Here is a 20062-nt window from a genome sequence, read left to right as displayed (position 1 = left end):
AAAACTCCTAATTTATATATGAACAACAGTAATCTGTTATTTTTTTTACTTTTATCTCAAAGCTTGAGTTTGCAACAACATCAAAAGAGCTACCAGATTTATATGTTTTAAAACCATCTTCGCCTTTTAATCTTACCTCAACTTCACCTTCAATAATCTCCATTTTTTCAGCCTCAACTGTTCCAAAAACATACTCTCCAACCATCATAATTCCAAGAGATTTTTTACTTCCATCAACATCTATAAAAGTTCTACTTGTAACATTTCCATCAAAGTAAATATTTGCTTTTTTTATTAACTCTACACCTTTAAAGCTATTTAAATTTTCCATTAAACAAACTCTTTCATGATCTCATCTGCTGCTTGAATGCACAAATCAATCTCTTTATTTGTAATTTTCGTACAAATAAATCCAGCTTCATATTGACTACAAGCAAAATAGAAACCTCTTTTTAACATCTCTTGATGAAATTTTGCAAATCTTTCAAAATTGCAAAGTCCTACCTCTTTGAAATTTGTTGGCTCTTTTTCACAAAAGAAGAATCCAAACATACTCCCTCTTGTATTTACTTGAAGTGGAATACTATATCTATCAGCTACTTTTTTAAATCCATTTACTAATCTTTTTGCTTTTCTCTCTAAATCTTCATAAATTTTTGGATTTGATTTTAATTTTCTAAGACTAGTAAGCCCTGCTGCCATAGCAACTGGATTTCCACTTAAAGTTCCAGCTTGATAAATTTTTCCTTCAGGTGAAAGATGACTCATAATCTCTTTTGATGCTGCAAAAGCACCAACAGGCATACCAGCACCAATAACTTTTCCAAATGTTAAAATATCTGCTTTTACATCTAAAATTCCACTAGCACCTTTTAAAGAAGCTCTAAAACCACTCATAACTTCATCAAAAATTAATAAAGCACCATGCTTATCGCAAAGCTCTCTACAAGTAGCTAAAAACTCATTTGTTGCAGGAACTAATCCCATATTTCCAGCAATTGGTTCAATAATAATACAAGCAATATCACTACTCTCTTCAAAACACTTCTCTAGCTGTTCTATATTGTTATATTCACATAAAAGTGTATGTTTTGTTAAGTCAGCTGGAACTCCTGGACTACTTGGACTTCCAAATGTTGCCATACCTGAACCTGCTTGTACTAGCAAAGAATCAGAGTGCCCATGATAACAACCCTCAAACTTAATAATATCATTCTTATTTGTAACACCTCTTGCTAATCTAATTGCACTCATTGTAGCTTCTGTTCCAGAGCTTACAAATCTCACTTTATCTATATTGTCGTACATATCAACAATCTCTTGAGCTAATTTTGTCTCAAGATTAGTTGGAGCACCAAAGCTTAAACCTAATTTTGCAGTCTTTATTACGACTTTTTCAATATCTTTATCACAATGACCAAATATTAGTGGTCCCCAGCTTTGTACAAAATCTACATATTTATTTCCATCAACATCATATAAATAAGCGCCCTTCCCTTTTTTAATAAATGGAGGTGTTCCACCAACACTTTTAAAAGCACGAACTGGTGAATCAACACCACCTGGGATTACTTGACAAGCTTTTTCATAAGCTTTTATTGATTTCTTAAACATTTTCTATCCTAAATTTGTAGTAAGCAAATATTCTACAATAATTTAAATAAGCAAAAGATAAGCTCATAAACTTAATTAACAAAAAATCTACTATAATTTGCACAATGAAAAAAATATTATTTATTACTCTTGCCATATCTTTTATTGTATCTTTGCTAGTTCATGCACTAATTATTTCTGATATAGGTATAAAAATAAAATCTAAAACTCATGAAAATATTCAAAAACCTCACAATACAAGTGAAGTGAAGTTTGTAAAATTAACTCCAAGTGAGCCTATAGCTTCACAAAAAGAGGCTAAACCTTTAAAAAAAGAGGAACCAAAACCTAAAAAAGAGATAACAAAAGAGAAAGCTGAAACAAAAGAGCTTAAAGAGGCAAAATCTTTTCAAGAAAAAATATTAAAAGAGAGTAGCAAACTTCAAGAGCAAACTTTAGAAAATTTTTTAAGCCAAAAGGACACTATTTATAATAGTGAGGTTTTTAATGAGTTAAAAGAGCTATATGGAAAAGAGTATGATGATTTTACAACTGTTCAAAAAGCCTATTTAGAAAAAAATATAAACAATTTTCAAATTATTACTCAAAGAGTTTTAAATAGACTTGGTTATCCACACGAAGCAGTTAGACTTAAAATTACTGGAATAAATATAGTTGAATTTATTTTTCATCCAAATGGAGATATTAGTGATTTAAGAATAATTCAAAGCTCTGGTTACTCAATTTTGGATAATAGAACTTTAGAGTTAATTCAAATTGCCTATAAAGAGTATCCAAAGCCACAGACTCCAACACTTTTAAGATTTAAGGTATTTTATCGACTATATTAGCTATAAGTTTCTTTCATAACTATAACTATCTAAATATCTGTATGAAACCAAGTTTTGCAAAATTGCTAACATAATTATAAAGTTAGTAAAAGAACTTCCACCATAAGAGAAAAATGGCAGTGGTATTCCAACAACTGGTGCAAAACCAATAACCATTAAAATATTTACACTCATATTAAAAAATATAAGCAAAGCAAGACCCGTTGCAAAAACTTTTGTGACATAATCTTTTTTGAAAGCTATACTTAAATTATATGTCAAAAGATGAACTATTAAAAAAAAGTAAAGAGCTACGACAGTTAGGGCGCCTAAAAATCCAAATCTCTCTACTAAATAAGCAAAAATAAAATCACTTGTTGCAATTGGTAAAAATCTAAGTTGAGTTTGAGTTGCCTCATCACTATCTTTTCCAGTTAATCCTCCTGAACCAATGGCAATAATAGATTGTTGGACATGATAACTTGGTTTTTCAGCCACAATAAAGTCATGAACTCTCTTTTTTTGATAATCTTTTAAACCATAAGTATAAAAGGGTGGAAAAAGAGCTGCTAGGAAAATAAAAATAGTTAGCCAAATTTTCCAATTAACTCCCACAACAAAAAGTATTCCATATCCAACTAAAAGCATAACCAAAGCTGAACCTAAATCAGGTTCAATAGCAATTAAAAAAAATGGTATTAAAATAAATATAGAAAAATAAGAAAAATCTTTTATATTATAACCACCAATTGGAGGAGGTCTATGTTGTATTAGATATCCAAGCATTAATATATATATAGGTTTTATAATCTCAGATGGCTGAATCGTTGAATCTGTAAATGGAATAGCAATCCATCTTTTAGCACCCAATTTTGTAACACCAATAAACTCAACTAAAATTAATAAAATAACTGCAAACCAGTATAAAGTTGGAACCAAAAAGAGTGTTTTTCGTATTGGTAAAATAAAGACTAAAAAGAATATAAACAATGAAACTGTATAATAAAAAAGCTGTTTATTTGCAAGAGCATCATTTGTCTCTTGAATTAAATAATATGATAATAGTATCAATGGTATAACTAATATCATCGAAACAGAGTCAAAGTGAGAAATAGTTCTTTTATCAAATAATCGCATGCGAAAGAGTATCATAAAATGTATAAAAAATTTATTGTAGATAGTGAAGATAGATTAGATAAGTTTTTAAGTAAAAACTTAGAAGATTCAAGAAATCAAATTTTACAGCTTATTAAAAAAAATCTAGTTAAAGTTGATAATAAAACTATAGATAAAAACGCTTACAAATTAAAAGAGAATCAAACTGTAGAAGTAGAGATTCCAAAGCCTGAAGAAATTAAGATAAAAAGCCCTGAGTATCTTTTGGATTTTTTCAAAGATTTTGAGATTAAAATAATATATGAAGATGAGGATATTTTAGTTTTAAATAAACCAGCAAATTTAACTGTTCATGAAGCATCTAGTGTAAAAGAGCCAACTTTAGTTGATTGGTTAAAATTAAAAAATTTCTCACTTTCAACTATTAGTGGAGAGTTAAGACATGGAATTGTTCACAGACTTGATAAAGGAACAAGTGGAATTTTAGTAGTTGCAAAAACAAATGAAGCTCATCAAAATTTAAGTAAAGAGTTTGAAAATAGAAATATTGGAAGATACTATTTAGCAATTATTGACTTAGCACTAAAAGATAATGTTGTTATAAATAGACCAATAGCAAGAAATCCAAACAATAGATTAAAAATGGGAATTGTTGAAAATGGAAAAGATGCAAGAACTGCTTTTTGTAAAATAGAGAGTTCAAATAATCAAAAATATGAACTAATTGCTTGTAAACTTTTTACAGGAAGAACTCATCAAATTAGAGTACATCTAAACTCAATCTCAAGACATATACTAGGAGATACTTTATATGGTTTTAAGAGCGAATTAAGTAAAATCAACAGAATTTTTTTGCATGCATATTATCTAGAGTTTATGCATCCGATAAAAAAAACAAATTTATGCTTTAAAGCAGATATTCCAAAAGATATAGAAAATTTTATAGATATTAACTTTTCCAAGGAGATAATAGATGAAAAAATTAATCCAGCTAAGCTTACTGACTCTTTTAGTTTTGTTTCTTAGTTCATGCGCAAATACCTTTCAAAATTTTGGTAATTCAAAAGTTGAAATTGATGAGAGTTTTGAAACTGTTGATTATGATTCAATAATAACTATTTCAGATATGACATCAATTGGTTTTGAGTGGAAAAGAGTTGATGATGAGAGAGTTGTTGGTTACAACTTTTATAGAGCAAATGCTGATAAAAATGAGACTAAATTAAAACTAATTTATTCAAGTAAAAATAGGTTTGAGACTCACTATGTAGATAAAAACCTTGAACCAAATACAAAATATCTTTATCAAATTTCTGTAAAATTGAAAGATAACAAAGAGTCAAAAACAACTAAAGCATATTTAGCTCAAACTCTTCCAAGACTTGAAGGTGTTCAAATGGGACAAGCTATTTCAAATCTTCCAAGAAAAGTAAAAGTTGTTTGGCAACCACATCCTGACAAAAGAGTTGGATACTACATTGTTGAGAGATTTGACTCTAAATCTAAAAAATGGAGTTCTGTAAGTGGTAAAATAAACAATAGACTATCAGCTGAGTTTATTGATATGAACCTACTTGATAATACAATTTATAAATATAGAATAAAAGCATATACATTTGAAAATATAGAGTCAAATCCAAGTTTAATTTTAGAGGCAAATACAAAACCTCTTCCTTTGCCTCCTTCAAATTTAAAAGCTTCTACTGATATTCCAAAAAAGATATATTTAATTTGGGAAGCTAGTTCAACTTTAGATGTAGTATCTTATGATATTTATAGAAGTAGTAGTGAGAAATATGGCTTTAGCAAAATTGCAACTGTTGATTCTAAAACTTTAGATTATACAGATGAGCTAAAAGGTGATAATGAAAAATATTTTTATAAAGTTGTAAGTGTTGATAAAGATAAATTAGAAAGCACTCAAGATATAACTGCTATTTTAGGTTCAACTTTAATAAGCCCTGCAAAACCAATATTAACTTTGGCTCAAATTCAAGATAAAAAAGCTATTTTGAATTGGAAAGAAGGTGATAGTAGAGCTGTTGCATATAATATTATCAAAAAAACAAAAAAAGGTTTTTTACAAACTGATACACTAATTATAAAAGGTGTAAAAGATTTAAGATATGAAGATTTTGATGTTGTAGCTGGTTTAGAGTATCAATATAGTGTTCAAGCTATAGATGAGTTTGGTTTAGTTTCAGAAGCTAGTAATGAAACTAAAGTAATACTTCCAACAGCGGAATAAAGAGTATAATGCCACATATTGTTTTTAAATCTAACCCAATAGTAAAGACTCCATTTAAATCAAATAATATGGAGTTTTTATTTGTTGCTCAAAGTTTTAGTAAAGAGAGCGACAGAAAAACTGAGTATAAAGTTGCTGTAAAATATCAAAATAGAGATTTTATGCTAGCTATTAAAGAGAAAGATGATAATTTTTTAATTAAATCAGATAAAACAACAAGAATATCTCCTGTTGCTATAATAAAAGATGCTATAAACTCTTATGCAAAAGAGAATGGAACTGATATATTATTTACAAATACATCAAATTTAAAAGAGAAAAAAGAGATTCCTCATAAATATTTAAAAGATATTGAGTATTTTGTAGATGATTTTAAAACAGATAAAAAGATTCAAATAGAGATTGGTTTTGGAAGTGGAAGACACCTTTTATATCAAGCAAAAAATAATCCCAATGTTCAGTTTATTGGTCTTGAAATTCACTATCCATCAATTGAGCAGTTATTAAAACAGTTAGAGCTTCAAAATATTACAAATGTTTTAGTTGTAAATTATGATGCAAGACTTTTTATGGAGTTTATAGAGTCAAACCAAGTTGAGAAAATTTTTGTACACTTTCCTGTTCCTTGGGATAAAAAACCACATAGAAGAATTTTTTCAAAAGAGTTTGTAAATGAGGCTTTAAGAGTCTTAAAAATAGATGGAACACTTGAACTTAGAACTGATAGCAGAAACTATTTTGATTTTTGTGTAGATTTACTTACAAATTTAAATCAAGCTTCAATTTTAATTGATGTAAACAAAGAGTTAAAAGTTGTTAGTAAATATGAAGATAGATGGAGAAGACAAGGTAAAAACATCTATGATGTAGTTTTAGTTTCAAAATCAGAAGATAAAAAAAGAGATTTAAATTTTGATTTCTCTTTTGATTTTGATTTAGATTTAAATAGATTTTTTGAACAAAGTTCTCTAAAAGCTTTGATTATGGGCAACTATTTTGTACATATTGAAGAGCTTTATAAAATTTTAGATAAAGAAAACTCTGGATTAATAAAAGTTACTATGGGTAATTTTGACCGCCCAATTACAAAGTATATTTTGGTTTTAAATGGAAAAGTATCTTACTATCAAGGTGAACCTCTTCCAACAAGCTCAAATATAATTTCACATAAAAAGTTAAAAGAAGTTTTACAAAAATGATTCAAGCTAGAAATTTATATCTTACTTATGATAATAATAAGTATATTATAAAACAGGGAAATTTTTCTATTAAAGAGGGAGAGTTTGTATTTATTGGTGGAAACTCTGGAAGTGGAAAATCAACTTTGCTAAAATCATTTTATGGAGAGCTACCAATAAGACATGGTGAGTTAAATATTGCAAAACAGAGTGTTGTTGGGATAAAAGGAAATAAATTAAGAGTTTTAAGAAAAGATATTGGAATTATTTTTCAAGATTATAAACTTATAAATGAGTTTACTATTGAAGAAAATATTATGGTTCCTCTTAGAGTAAATAACTATGTTGAAGAGACTTCAAGAAAACAAGCTGATGATTTGTTAAGACATGTAAAACTATTTCATAAAAAAGGTTATTACCCAAATCAATTAAGTGGTGGAGAGCAACAAAGAATAGCTGTTGCAAGAGCTTTAGCACATAATCCTAAAATTATAATTGCAGATGAACCAACTGGAAATTTAGATGATAGTTCGGCTGATGTTGTTTGGAATTTGTTAAAAAGTGCAAATGAGAGACTTGGTATTACAATTGTAGTTGTAACACATAGAGTTCCTAGGCATTTAGGAATAAAATTTAGACAACTTTCAATTGTTGAAGGGGTTATTTGTGAGGTCTCTTAACTCAATTTTTGGATTTTTCATACCTCTTTTATCTATGCTTATTGCATTTTGTATATTTTTACTAATTGATAATATTGTAAACAACTACAAAAGTAAAATATCAAAGGATTATTCAATCATAGTAGTTTCAAAAAAATCTTTACAAAAAGAGGATTTAGGAAATCTTGCTGGAATAAATGTAAGTGAGTTAAAACTAATCTCAAATGAAAAAATTATAGAAAATATAAAGTCAAATCTATCTTCAAGTTCTATTACACTTTTAAGAACTAAACTTCCATATTTTTATCAACTATATTTAGAGGATTTTCCAACAAGCACTGAACTTGAAAAGATAAGAAAAACTTTACAAAGTAAAGAGAGCATAAAAACTGTAGAAGTTTTTTATAAAAATCATAGTCAAGTATATATTTTATTGCTTATTTTAAATACTATCTCTTTTACTCTATTTGTAATTATTACAATTTTTGCAGTTATTATTTTAGCAAAACAGATAAAACTATGGTTTCATGAACATAGAGTTAAAATATCTATTTTAAGACTACATGGAGCATCAATTATTTATAGTGCTTCAAGTGTTATAAAGTATGCTTTTTTTAGTTCATTTTTAGCTTTTATAGTTTCTTCAATATTTTTAATCTATGTTTCAAATAATATAGAGTCAATTTTTCCATTTGAGTTGCAAGATATTGTAAATATTCAAATTCATCTTGAGGAGGAGATTTTAAAAATATTTGCTCTTGCTTTTGTAATATCTTTATTCACAATCTTTGGAACACTATTTAAATATAAGATTGACAATGATTAAAAATATTTTTCTTATTTTTGCTATTTTTTTATCAAATTTAGAAGCAAATATTGATCAAAAAATTGAACAAAATGAAAAGGTTTTATCTCAAGCTCAACAAAAACGAAAAGATGCAAATGATAAAACAAAAGAGATTGCAAAAAGTATTGAAGAACAAAATAGAAATATTTTAAATTTAGAAAAAAACATAGAGAGTATTAATCTAGATATCTTAAAACATCAAAATTTGCTTGAAAGTTCTGAAAAAAAACTAAATCAACTTCAAAGTGATACAAAAAATTTAATTATTGAAAAAAGAAAGAGTGAAGAGGAGATTGTAGATATTATAATTGAAGAGTTTTCAGTATCAATGGCTATAAAACTAGCTTCAAAAGAGTCAATTGAAGAGTTAATTGATAGTGAAGTTTTTTCACTTCTATCTGAACACTCAAAAGATAGAATAAATCAAATTAATCAAAATTATAATCAACTATCTAAAAATACAAAAGAGAATGAAGAGGCTATTATAAAACTTAGTAGCTATATAAATGCAAGAGAGAAGAAAAAAGAGGAGTTTTTAGAGTTAAAAAAGAGCCATACAAAATCTTTAGCAAATTTAGAAAAAGAGCATAAACTTTATCAAGCTGAGTTAAAAAAAGTTATATCACAACAAGAGAGCCTTAACTCAATATTAGCAGATTTAAAAATTTTAAAACAAGAGGAGATAAAAAGAAAAGAGGAGGCACAAAAAGCTGAACAATTAGCAAAAACAGAGAATCAAAGAAATCAAGAGTTTGCAAAAAGTTTGGACTTGGATGTTAGAAAAATAGGCTCATCTACAAATGGTGTTAAAATTGTAAAATATAAAGGGGCTAAAACCATAGCACCATTAAAATCTTTTAGTATTGAAAAACCTTTTGGAACATATTATGACCCTGTTTATAAAATAAAACTATTTAATGAATCTATTGTTTTAAACTCTAAAGAGAAAAATGCAAAAGTTGTCTCTGTTTTAAATGGAAAAGTTGTTTTTGCAAAAAAAAATGCTGGAATGCTTGATAATGTTGTAATTGTTCAACACTCAAATGGACTTCATACTGTATATTCTCATTTGGATGATATAGCTCCTAATATTGTTGTTGGTAAGTGGATACAAAAAGGTAGTGTTGTTGGAAGAGTTAGTAGTAATCTTACCTTTCAAGTTACAAAAGATAGTGCTTATATAGACCCAAAAGAGCTATTTAAAAGTTAGGATATTATGTCAATAAATAGTTTAGATAACCCAATTTTTTTAATAATTTTTATCTATATTTTAGTATTTATATCTGTTATAGCATCATCTTTTTTTATTACTATTCCTTTTGCTGGAATTATTTCAATAGCATTTTATAGAACTTTAAAACAAAAGCACTACTACTCTTTTTCTTTTGTGGTATTTGCTCTTCTTTTAATTGAGTTAAATATGGGATTAAAGCCTTTTTCACTATCACTAATTGCATATTTTATATATTTGTTTGTAATTCCAAAATATGAGCAAGAAAAAGCAAATAACTATATTTATATTATGTTTTTTTACCTTGGAATGCTAATTGTTTTTACAATTTTTTATGATATTTCAATATATATTTTTTTCGTGCTTCTTTTTGCACTAATTCTTGACATTATACTATTTGGAATATTTTTATGAAAATTAGGCTAAATATTGTATTTATTATTATCACAACACTTTCATTAATGATTCTAGCTAGAGTATATTTTTTATCTATTAAGTCAAATACTTATTATGAAGAGTTATCAAAAAACAACTATATTAAAAAGAGTTATCAATTACCAGTTCGTGGAATTATTGAAGATAGAAACAATACTTTAATAGCTCTAAATCTAATAGGATTTTCAATAAATATAAAACCTCATATGAGTGCTAATAGATACAAAGCTGAACTTGATGAAACATTAGAAAATATTATAAAACATCTACCAAACTACAACAAAGAAGAGCTTTATAAAACATACATAAGAAACGACTCACCATATAATCATGATTTCATAAAAATTATAGATTTTGTTGATTATGATGATATGTTGGCAAAATTTACATATCTTGAGAGTAATCAAAATATTAAAGTTGAACTCTCTTCAAAAAGACACTACCCTTTTAATGAATTAGCCACACATATTATTGGATATGTTGGAAAAGCTACAAAAGAAGAAGCACAAGATAATGAAGTAGCAAGACTTGGAACAATGATTGGTAAAAGTGGAATTGAAAAATATTATAATGAAAAACTTCAAGGTCAAATTGGATACAAAGAGGTTAAAGTAAATGCCTATAACAAAGAGCTTGAAATTATATCTCAAAGAGATCCATCTATAGATAATAATGTTCAATTAACAATTGATATTGAACTTCAAAAATTTCTACAAAAAGAGTTTGAAGGTAAAAGTGGTGCTGTTGTAATTATGAATTCAGAAAATGGAGAGATTTTAGCAGCTTCATCTTTTCCTGAATATAACAGCAACATCTTTGTAAAAGGTATATCTCAAGCAGAGTGGGATGTTTTAAGAAATGACTTTAATCACCCTTTTACAAATAAGATTACAAATGGTCTTTATCCACCTGGTTCTGTAATTAAAATGGGTGTTGCTTTATCATTTTTAGAGCATGGAATTCCTGAAAATTACAGTGTAAATTGTACAGGAAGCTTAGAGATTGGAAATAGAAATTTTAGATGTTGGAAACTAACAGGTCATGGAAATGTTGATTTTAAAGACTCTATTATTCAAAGTTGTGATGATTTTTACTACAAAGGAAGTCTAAAAATTGGAATTGACAAAATTTCTGAAACTTTAGATAAATTTGGATTTGGTCAAAAAACAGGAATTGATTTGGATAATGAATTTATTGGAATAAATCCAAATAAAGAGTGGAAAGCTAGAAGGTTTAATGAACCTTGGTACATTGGAGAGACTGTAATTACATCTATTGGTCAAGGAAATATGCTTACAACTCCACTTCAAATTGCAAGATTTACAGCATACTTTGCAAATGGTAAACTTCCAAAACCACATCTTACAAAAGATGCTTATGAAGAGCCAAAAGAGCTTGATTTTAAAAAAGAGCACTTAAATTTAATGAGAGAGTCTATGTTTGATGTTGTACACTCACCAAAAGGAACAGCCAATAGACATATATCTTCAAAAGTTAAAATAGCTGCAAAAACAGGAACTGCTCAAGTTTATACTATTCCTCAAGATGAAAAAGTAAGAATGAAAGAGAGTGAACTTGAATATTATCAAAGATCTCATGCATGGGTTACAGCATTTGGTCCATATAAAAATCCTAAATATGTTGTTACAATTATAGTTGAGCACGGAGAGAGTGGTGGTAGAGCAACTGGTGGGATTTTAAGTAATATTTACAATAAGCTTTATGATTTAGGTTACATAACTGAACTTGAGTAGTTTTAATTTAAACTTAGATACAATCATAACTATTTTATTTATTAGGAATTTTTATTGAGACTTTTTTTAGGAGTACTTTTTTTAACTACTTTTAGCTTCGCTGCTGATCCTGTTCCTATGATAAATCTATCTGTTGCAGCTCTTGAAGAGCCAGTACAATTTGTAAAAACAATAAATATAGCTATTATTTTAGCTCTTTTAGTTCTTGCTCCTACTTTGCTATTAATGGTAACTTCATTTACAAGAATTGTAATTGTTTTATCACTTTTAAGACAAGCTATGGGACTTCAACAAACACCTCCCACACAAATTGTAATATCTTTAGCTCTTATTATGACAATATTTATAATGGAACCTTATGGGAAAAAAGCTTGGGATGAGAGTATTGTTCCATATATGGATGAAAAAATATCTTATCAAGAAGCTTTTGAAAAAGGTGTAGCCCCTTTTAAAGATTTTATGATAAAAAACACAAGAGAATCAGATTTAGCTCTATTTTACAGAATAAAAAAAGAGCCAAATCCAAAAAATATCGATGATGTTCCATTAACACTATTAATGCCAGCATTTATAGTAAGTGAGCTTAGAACAGCTTTTGAAATAGGATTTCTTATCTTTTTACCGTTTTTAATTATTGATATAATAGTAGCTTCTATTTTAATGAGTTTAGGTATGATGATGTTACCTCCTGTAATGATATCTTTGCCTATAAAAATTATATTCTTTATTGTTGTTGATGGGTGGCCACTAATTATTGGTAACCTAGCACAATCCTTTAAATAACTATTTAAGGTTTTATATTTATGAAAAAAATTTTATATTTTGCTATTGGCTTTTTAAGCCTAATCTCCTTTTCACACTATTTTTACTACTCTCCAAATAAAACTGAAATATATAACAATATATATTTAGAAAAAAGTATTCAAATGCGAAAATTTTTTACAGATGAGATAAAAAAGAAACAAGACAACACTTTGAACATGGCATTTATCTTAAGTCAAGATGAAAAATTAATACAAGCTTTAAAAACAAAAGATAGAAGTTTATTAAATTATGAAAAAACTCTAAATTTTTTACACGAAAATAGTGATTATGAAAATCTTTGGTTGCATATTGTTGATAAAAATGGAAGAAGTTTTTATAGATCTTGGAAAGAGATGTCAGGAGATGACTTATCAACTGTTCGAACTGATTTAAATGAGCTTTTAAAAAATCCAAAACCAACTACAAATATAAGTTCTGGTCTATTTGATTTAACTTTAAAAGCTATAAATCCAGTTTATGATACAAATGGAGAAGTTTTAGGTTTTGTAGAGTTTATATCTAAATTTAACTCAATATCAAGAAACTTGAATTTTGAAAATGTAGAACCTATTTTTATATTAAGTAGAGAAAAGAGTAGAAAAATAATCGAACCTTTTAGCAACACTTTTATAGGTGATAATTATGTTGTAAATATTGATGCAAATAAATCACTTTTAAAATTAGTTGAAAAAAGAGGTGTTGATAGTTTTTTAAATATTGAAAACTATTTATTAATAGATAAATATATCCTTACAAATATAGAGATAAAAGATACAAATGGTCAAGATATGGGACTATTTTTACTCTTTTTTAAGAAAAAGAATTTGGATTATTCACCACTAATAAACTTTAAAAATCAATATTTATCAATTGTTATAATTTTTTCTGCTTTATATCTTATAGGATTTTTATATCTTCTAAAAACTATGTATGCAAAAGAGCTTGATAATGATGTAAAAATCAAAACAAAAATGATTCAAGAACAACAAAACAGACTTGAAAAACTACTTGATATTTATGATAAAAATGTAATCTTCTCAAGAACTGATTTAAAAGGAATAATCACTCATGCAAGTAGTGCTTTTTGTAAAATTAGTGGATATACAAAAGAGGAACTTTTGGGGCAACCACACAGTATTGTTAGACATCCAGATATGTCAAAATCTACATTTAAAAAGATTTGGGATAGTTTAAAAGCTGAAAAAAAGATAACTATTGAGATAAAAAACTTAAGAAAAGATGGCTCATATTATTGGGTTATTGCTGATTTGGAGCCTGAATATGATGATTTAGGAAATCATATAGGATATTTTGCTGTTAGAGAAGATATTACAGCAAATAAAGAGATAGAGGAGCTTCAAAAAGAGATTATTTTTACTATGGGATCTATTGCTGAGTTTAGATCTCAAGAGACAGGTGAACATATTAAAAGAGTTGCAAAATATTCAAAAGTTTTAGCAACTGCTTATGGTCTTTGTGAAGATGAAGTTGATATGCTAGAACTTGCAAGTCCTATGCATGATATTGGTAAAATTGCAATTCCTGATGCTATTTTAAATAAACCAGCAAAACTAACTAATGAAGAGTTTGAGATTATTAAAACTCATGCACAAAAAGGTTATGATATGCTACATATTTCAAATAGACCTCTATTTAAAGTAGCTTCACAAATTGCTTTAACTCATCACGAAAAGTATGATGGAACGGGATATCCAAATAGTTTAAAAGGTGAAGATATACCAATATTTGGTCGAATAACAGCTTTAGCAGATGTATTTGATGCTATAGGAAGTGATAGATGCTACAAAAAAGCTTGGGAGATGGAAAAGGTTTTAGAGTTTATTAAAGAGCAAAGAGGAAAACACTTTGACCCTAAACTTGTAGATATATTCTTTGAAAATTTAGATGATATACTTAAAATAAAAGAGGAGTATTCAGATATTTAATAAAAATATCTTATAAGTAAATGAATGTTTATTTATAATTATAAATTTAAATTATAATTCTTTTGAAAAAAATAGAATTTTCTGTTATAATTTCCACTTTAATTTTAAGGAATTTTTATGAAGAAAATTTTATTTTTGATAAGCTTCTTTTCAACTCTATTTTCTCAAACAATATCTTTTGATGAACTTTTAACTCAAACTTTAGAAAATAGTAAAGATCTACAAAAACAAAAAATTGATATTGATATTGCAAAAACAAATAGTGATTATTTAACTGGAGTTCAAACAGGTAAGCTATATCTATCAAGTGAAGTTAGCAGAACAAATCACTCTGGATATGTTTTTAACTCAAAACTATCTAGTAGAGAAGCAACATTTAGAGATTTTGGATTTGCTCAAAATACTGGAGATATGGATATAGCCCCAAAAGATTTAAACTATCCTGATGATAGAACAAATATAAATAACAAAATAGTATATGATATTCCTTTATTTATGGGGTTTTCTATTCAAAATTACAAAGATATTGCTAAACTTCAAGAAAAAGCAAATGAGATTTTATATAATCTTAATGAAAAAAATCTTGAGCTTGAAGTTTTAAAAGCCTACAATAGCTCTGTTTTGGCAAAAGATTTTGTAAAAACTTTACAAAAAGCAAAACAGAGTGTTGAGTTTATTGCCAATGGTGCAGTTAAGTTTCATGAAAACGGACTTGTTACAAAACTAGATGTAAATGAGGCAAAACTATACTTACTAAATATTGAATCACAACTTCTACAAGCACAAAACAATTTTAATTTATCAATTGCATATCTTAAGTTTTTAAGCTCAAATGAGAAGATAAAAGATGTAGAAGATTTAAAAAGCTTAGAGTTTACTCTAAACGAATTTGAAAAACTATATGAGATTGCTTTATTAAATAGAGATGAAAAAGCTTTGCAAAATATAGAAATTGAGGCAAATAGTAAAAATATAAAAGCAAAACAAGGCTCATACTATCCAACTATTTTTTCAAGATTAGAGTATGGATACAATGATAACAACTTTACAGCTTCAAGTGACAAAGATTACTATATGGCATTTTTAGGAGTAAATCTTACACTATTTGATCAAACTAGAAGTAGCCAATTAGAAAAGAGTAAATTAGAGCTTCTAAAAGCAAAATTAGATATGCAAAAGCTTGATGATGGTATCAAACTAGAGCTTCAAGAGGCGATTTTAAATCTTAATTCAAAGCAAAAAACAGTTGAAACAAATAGTAAAAGTTTAGAGTTAGCTCAAGAGGTTTTAGAACAAGCAAAACTTCAATACAAAAATAGACTTATCTCAATGACTACACTTCTAGCTCAAGAGACAAATTTTAGAAAAACTCAAACTTTGCTTTTAAATGCTAGATATGAAACATCTTTAGCAAAAGCCAAATTAAAACAGGTTTTAGGACTTAACTTAACAAAGGATACAAAATGAGATTTCTGTTTTTAATACTTCTATCTTTAACTCAACTACTATCTTCTTATTTAGAGCTTGATGGAGTTGTTGAGTCGCAAAATGAGAAGATTATTTCAAGTAGAGTAATGGGAAATATCACAAAAGTTTATGTAAATGAGGGTGATATTGTAAAAAAAGCTCAGCTTTTATATGAGATTGACTCAACAGATATTAAATATAATGAACAAATAGTTAAAAATCAGGTAAAAAATCTTGAATTAAATCTAAAAAGATATAAAGAGCTATTAGATCAAGATTTAATATCTAAATTTGATTATGAACAGTTGGAGTTAAATTTAATAACTGCTAAAGCAAAATTAGATGAGTTAAATGCAAACTATAACTACCTAAAAATAAGAGCTTTAAATGACTCTTTAGTTATAAAAAAATCTATCAAAGAGGGAGAAATGGCAATTCCTGGAATGCCTCATATGGTTTTGACAGATTTAAACTCTTTAATTATAAAAACAAATATATCTGAATCGAATTTAAAAAATATAAGTTTAAATCAAAAGTTAGATATACAGATTCCTTCACAAAACTTCTTTTCACAAGGAGAAGTTATTGCAATATTTCCAAACTATCAAAATAGTTCTCACTCATTTGTAGTAAAAATTGCTTTTGATAAAAAAGATTACAATATCTATCCAGCTATGTATGCAAAAGTAAAAATATATTTGGATAATCAAAATGAGTAGAGATTTAAATATTGCAGGTAAGATTGCACAAACATTTATAAATCATCCATTAACAGCAATTTTGGGTATTTTTATTTTAATCTTAGGCTACTTTTCACTTTTACTTATGCCAAAAGAGGAGAATCCTCAAATTAAAGTTAGTGGTGGAGTTGTAATTGTAGCTTTACCAGATGCAAAAGCTAGTGAGATTCAAAAAGTAATTATTGAACCTTTAGAAAAAAAAATAAAAGAGATAAAAGGGGTTGAGCATATCTACTCTTATGCAAAAGATAGTGTTGGAATTGTTCAAGTTCAATTTTTTATTGGAGAAGATAAAGAGTTCTCAAATCTAAAACTTTATGATCAAGTTATGAGAAATATGGATTTAATGCCAAAAAATGCTCTACAACCAATAATTAAAACAATGGATATTGATACAGGTATTCCAATAGCAACAATCGCATTCTACTCTTCAAAAAAAGATGGAAAAGATATTTTAACCAAAGAGCAACTTTTTAATGAAGTAAGTCGTATATCAAAAGATATAAACAAGATAGAAGATGTTGCTATGGTTGATTTAAAAGGTGAAAAAAGAGAGCAATTTAATATTCAAGTTGATATTAACAAATTAAGCTCTTATAACATAGCACTTGCAAATGTTATGAAAAGTATTGAAGCTTTAAACTACAACACACCAAATATAGCTACAAATACAGATGATGGCAAACTTGTTGTAATGAGTATTGATCAAGCTATAAAAAGCGTAAAAGATTTGGAAAATCTAATCATTTCATACAATTATCAAACTCCAATTTATCTAAGAGATATTGCAAAAATAGAGAAATCTTATGAGATACAAAATAAAAAAGATGCCTATATTTATCTAAAAAATGAGAGTGGAAATATAGAAGAATATCCACAAATTACACTTATGGCATCAAAATTAAAAGGTGCAAATAGTGTTGTTATAAATGAGAAGATATTTGAGTATATGAGTAGTATAAAAGAGTCACTTTTAGAAAAAAATATCAAATACACAATCACAAGAGATGATGGATATACTGCTAATAATGCTGTAAATGCTTTGATTAAAGATCTTTTTATCTCAATTGTAATTATATTTATTTTACTTATTTTTACACTTGGATTTAAAGAGGCTTTAATAGTATCTTTAACAGTTCCTATGATTCTATCTTTAACTCTGTTTATAGGTTTTTTACTGGGTGAAACTGTAAATAGAATAACTCTTTTTGCTCTAATTGTATCTCTTGGAATGTTGGTTGATGCTGCTATTATTGTAATTGAAAATATTCATAGACACAAAATTCAAAATCCAAATGATGATATTGAAAAAATTGCAATAGAGGCAACAAATGAGATAGGAAATCCAACAAATATTGCAACTATTGCTATTATTTTAGTATTTATTCCAATGTTTTTTGTTGGTGGAATGATGGGAGAGTTTATGCACCCTCTTCCTGTATTTGTACCTATTTCTTTGGCAGTTTCACTATTTGTTGCTTATGCGTTTACGCCATATTTAGTAAAAAAAGTTTTAAAGGCTAAAAAATGAGATTAGAGCATATTATTTTAGATATTTTAAACAATAAAAAAAAGAGTATGTTTGTATTACTTTTTACTTTAATACTTTTTATAGCTTCAGTTTTAACATTTCCAACAAAAATTGTAAAAGCAAAAATGCTTCCTGATAAGGACTCAGATAGTTTCTCTGTATATTTAGATTTAAAAGATGGTTCAAGTTTAAAACAGACTAAGTCTATGGTTGATTGCATTGCATACACTTTACAAAAAAATGATAATGTCTTAAATGTTTCAGCATTTTTATCACAAGGTCAACCAATAGATTTTGCAGGTCTTGTAAAACTAAGCTCTTTAAAAGATAAAGAGAGTCAAGCTGAACTTATGGTAAATATTAAAAGATTTAAAGATAGAAATATTACAAGTTACAACCTTGTTAATATTTTAAGAGATGAAGTTTTAAACTCTTGCTCTAAAGATGATGCAATAATAAAATTTATTCAACTTCCAGCTGGTCCTCCTGTTCTTGCATCTTTGGTTGCTGAAATTTATGGAGGAGATAGTTTTAATAATCAAAGAGATTTTGCCCTAAAAGTTGCAAAAATTTTTAAAAATCAAGATACTTTAGTGGATATTGATGTTTTAGCAAATCGTGATTTTAAAACTTACTCTTTGAAGATTAATAACAACAAAGCTTTGATGAGTCAAGTTGATTTACAACATCTAAAAGCAACTTTATATCTAGCTTTTGAAGGAATGCAAGTTGGTGTTATAAATGATAGAAACAAAGAGAGTCAAATTCCAATATTTTTAAGATTATCGAATAGTAAAAATATAACAAATCACTCAAAAGATGCCCTAAACTCAAAACTTAGTGCATTAAAAATTATGAATAGTCGTGGCGAAATGATAAGTATTTCTGAACTTGTAACTATAAAAGAGAGTTTAAAAGAGCCAGAAATTACATCAAAAAATCTAAATATTTTAATAAATGTAATAGCCGAAACTTCAAATGATAGTCAAATATATCCACTTTTAAAATCAAGAGAACAGATGATTGAAGAGTTTAGTAAAAATTATGATGTAATAAAAACAAATATGCTAAATCTTGCATTTATTGATAAAAAAACTAATGAGAGATTTGATTTGGTTTTTGATGGAGAGCTAAAAGTTACAATTGATACTTTTATTGATTTGGGAACTGCTTTTATTATTGCACTTGTTTTAATTTTCCTTTTAATGGTTGTTTATTATAAAAACTTTGTACTAAGTGCTGCAATAGTTCTATCTAGTTTTATCTCTATTATTGGTGTGATTTTTGCTCATATTATTATGGATATTTTTACAAAAGATATTTTTTATTTAACAGCAACTAGCCTTATTGGATTTATTGCTTTAATTGGAATAAACTCAAGAAACTCAACACTTATTATAGATTTTGCAAAACAGCTTGTTTTAGAAAACCATTTAGAAGTAAACGAAGCAATAGCAAAAGCAGCAGCCACAAGATCAAAACCTATTATTTTAACTGTTTTAGTTCTTGTTTTTGCTAGTAGTTTAATTGCAAATGATGCTGTATTTGGTGGACTTGGAGTTGCACTTATTGGTGGAACTTTAATCTCTTATGTAGTATCTATGTTTTTTGTTCCAATAGTTATAAAAAATAGTCTAAAAAGAATAACTCAAGATAGCATCTAAAGGCTCTAAAAAGAGTTTT

General features: G+C 27.2%; 18 protein-coding genes. 15 read left to right on the top strand and 3 right to left on the bottom strand.

Features of this window, described 5'->3' with window-relative positions; all coding sequences use genetic code 11:
• Nucleotides 1–7: 7 nt before the first annotated feature.
• Complete coding sequence (gene ppnP, locus ASKIR_RS03495) at nt 8–331, bottom strand: pyrimidine/purine nucleoside phosphorylase (protein ID WP_066161582.1); 324 nt, start codon at nt 329–331, stop codon at nt 8–10.
• The gene (gene hemL, locus ASKIR_RS03490) at nt 331–1614 is read right to left on the bottom strand and encodes a glutamate-1-semialdehyde 2,1-aminomutase (RefSeq protein ID WP_066350976.1); all 1284 of its coding nucleotides are present in this window, start codon (nt 1612–1614) and stop codon (nt 331–333) included. Before hemL ends, ppnP begins: the two co-directional genes overlap by 1 nt.
• 104 nt (nt 1615–1718) lie before the next feature.
• Between hemL and ASKIR_RS03485 the strand changes: the two genes are divergently transcribed.
• A complete protein-coding gene (locus ASKIR_RS03485) occupies nt 1719–2444 on the top strand; it encodes an energy transducer TonB (protein WP_066350982.1) in 726 nt (241 codons plus the stop codon).
• On the opposite strand, the gene ASKIR_RS03480 is transcribed toward ASKIR_RS03485, so the two are convergent.
• Nucleotides 2445–3560 carry an FtsW/RodA/SpoVE family cell cycle protein gene (locus tag ASKIR_RS03480; RefSeq protein WP_066161591.1) on the bottom strand — a complete coding sequence of 372 codons (1116 nt, stop codon included), beginning with the start codon at nt 3558–3560 and terminating at the stop codon, nt 2445–2447.
• 18 nt (nt 3561–3578) lie between these two features.
• On the opposite strand from ASKIR_RS03480, the gene ASKIR_RS03475 reads away from it, so the two are divergent.
• The 14 genes from ASKIR_RS03475 to ASKIR_RS10380 all read left to right on the top strand — a co-directional run bounded on the left by ASKIR_RS03475 (nt 3579) and on the right by ASKIR_RS10380 (nt 20043).
• Nucleotides 3579–4565 carry an RluA family pseudouridine synthase gene (locus tag ASKIR_RS03475; RefSeq protein ID WP_066161593.1) on the top strand — a complete coding sequence of 329 codons (987 nt, stop codon included), beginning with the start codon at nt 3579–3581 and terminating at the stop codon, nt 4563–4565.
• Entirely contained in the window at nt 4513–5787 is a 1275-nt protein-coding gene (locus ASKIR_RS03470; protein WP_066161595.1) for a fibronectin type III domain-containing protein, read from the top strand. The genes ASKIR_RS03475 and ASKIR_RS03470 overlap by 53 nt, the downstream gene beginning before the upstream one ends.
• 8 nt (nt 5788–5795) lie before the next feature.
• Complete coding sequence (gene trmB, locus ASKIR_RS03465; protein ID WP_115588481.1) at nt 5796–6986, top strand: tRNA (guanosine(46)-N7)-methyltransferase TrmB; 1191 nt, start codon at nt 5796–5798, stop codon at nt 6984–6986.
• Nucleotides 6983–7645 (top strand): cell division ATP-binding protein FtsE, encoded by a 663-nt coding sequence (locus ASKIR_RS03460; RefSeq protein ID WP_066350988.1) that lies wholly within the window; start codon nt 6983–6985, stop codon nt 7643–7645. Before trmB ends, ASKIR_RS03460 begins: the two co-directional genes overlap by 4 nt.
• Complete coding sequence (locus ASKIR_RS03455; protein ID WP_066161603.1) at nt 7632–8450, top strand: FtsX-like permease family protein; 819 nt, start codon at nt 7632–7634, stop codon at nt 8448–8450. Before ASKIR_RS03460 ends, ASKIR_RS03455 begins: the two co-directional genes overlap by 14 nt.
• A complete protein-coding gene (locus ASKIR_RS03450) occupies nt 8443–9681 on the top strand; it encodes a murein hydrolase activator EnvC family protein (protein WP_066350993.1) in 1239 nt (412 codons plus the stop codon). The genes ASKIR_RS03455 and ASKIR_RS03450 overlap by 8 nt, the downstream gene beginning before the upstream one ends.
• A gap of 6 nt (nt 9682–9687) precedes the next feature.
• Entirely contained in the window at nt 9688–10116 is a 429-nt protein-coding gene (locus tag ASKIR_RS03445; RefSeq protein WP_066161608.1) for a hypothetical protein, read from the top strand.
• A complete protein-coding gene (gene mrdA / locus ASKIR_RS03440) occupies nt 10113–11891 on the top strand; it encodes a penicillin-binding protein 2 (RefSeq protein ID WP_066350996.1) in 1779 nt (592 codons plus the stop codon). The genes ASKIR_RS03445 and mrdA overlap by 4 nt, the downstream gene beginning before the upstream one ends.
• A gap of 54 nt (nt 11892–11945) precedes the next feature.
• Nucleotides 11946–12674 carry a flagellar type III secretion system pore protein FliP gene (gene fliP, locus ASKIR_RS03435; RefSeq protein WP_066161613.1) on the top strand — a complete coding sequence of 243 codons (729 nt, stop codon included), beginning with the start codon at nt 11946–11948 and terminating at the stop codon, nt 12672–12674.
• A gap of 20 nt (nt 12675–12694) precedes the next feature.
• Nucleotides 12695–14641, top strand: coding sequence for an HD domain-containing phosphohydrolase (locus ASKIR_RS03430; RefSeq protein ID WP_115588480.1), 1947 nt, complete (start codon nt 12695–12697; stop codon nt 14639–14641).
• A 117-nt stretch (nt 14642–14758) separates the two neighbouring features.
• Entirely contained in the window at nt 14759–16108 is a 1350-nt protein-coding gene (locus ASKIR_RS03425) for a TolC family protein (protein WP_066408929.1), read from the top strand.
• Complete coding sequence (locus ASKIR_RS03420) at nt 16105–16827, top strand: efflux RND transporter periplasmic adaptor subunit (protein ID WP_115588479.1); 723 nt, start codon at nt 16105–16107, stop codon at nt 16825–16827. Before ASKIR_RS03425 ends, ASKIR_RS03420 begins: the two co-directional genes overlap by 4 nt.
• Nucleotides 16820–18379, top strand: a complete 1560-nt coding sequence (locus tag ASKIR_RS10385) for an efflux RND transporter permease subunit (RefSeq protein ID WP_115588478.1) — start codon at nt 16820–16822, stop codon at nt 18377–18379. Before ASKIR_RS03420 ends, ASKIR_RS10385 begins: the two co-directional genes overlap by 8 nt.
• Entirely contained in the window at nt 18376–20043 is a 1668-nt protein-coding gene (locus ASKIR_RS10380; protein WP_115588477.1) for an efflux RND transporter permease subunit, read from the top strand. Before ASKIR_RS10385 ends, ASKIR_RS10380 begins: the two co-directional genes overlap by 4 nt.
• Nucleotides 20044–20062: the final 19 nt, after the last annotated feature.

Origin of the sequence: Aliarcobacter skirrowii CCUG 10374 (assembly GCF_003544835.1) — a bacterium.
GTDB classification, from domain to species: Bacteria; Campylobacterota; Campylobacteria; order Campylobacterales; family Arcobacteraceae; genus Aliarcobacter; species Aliarcobacter skirrowii.
The sequence above is the reverse complement of the archived record's forward strand: the minus strand, read 5'-3'. Positions and strand labels throughout refer to the sequence as shown.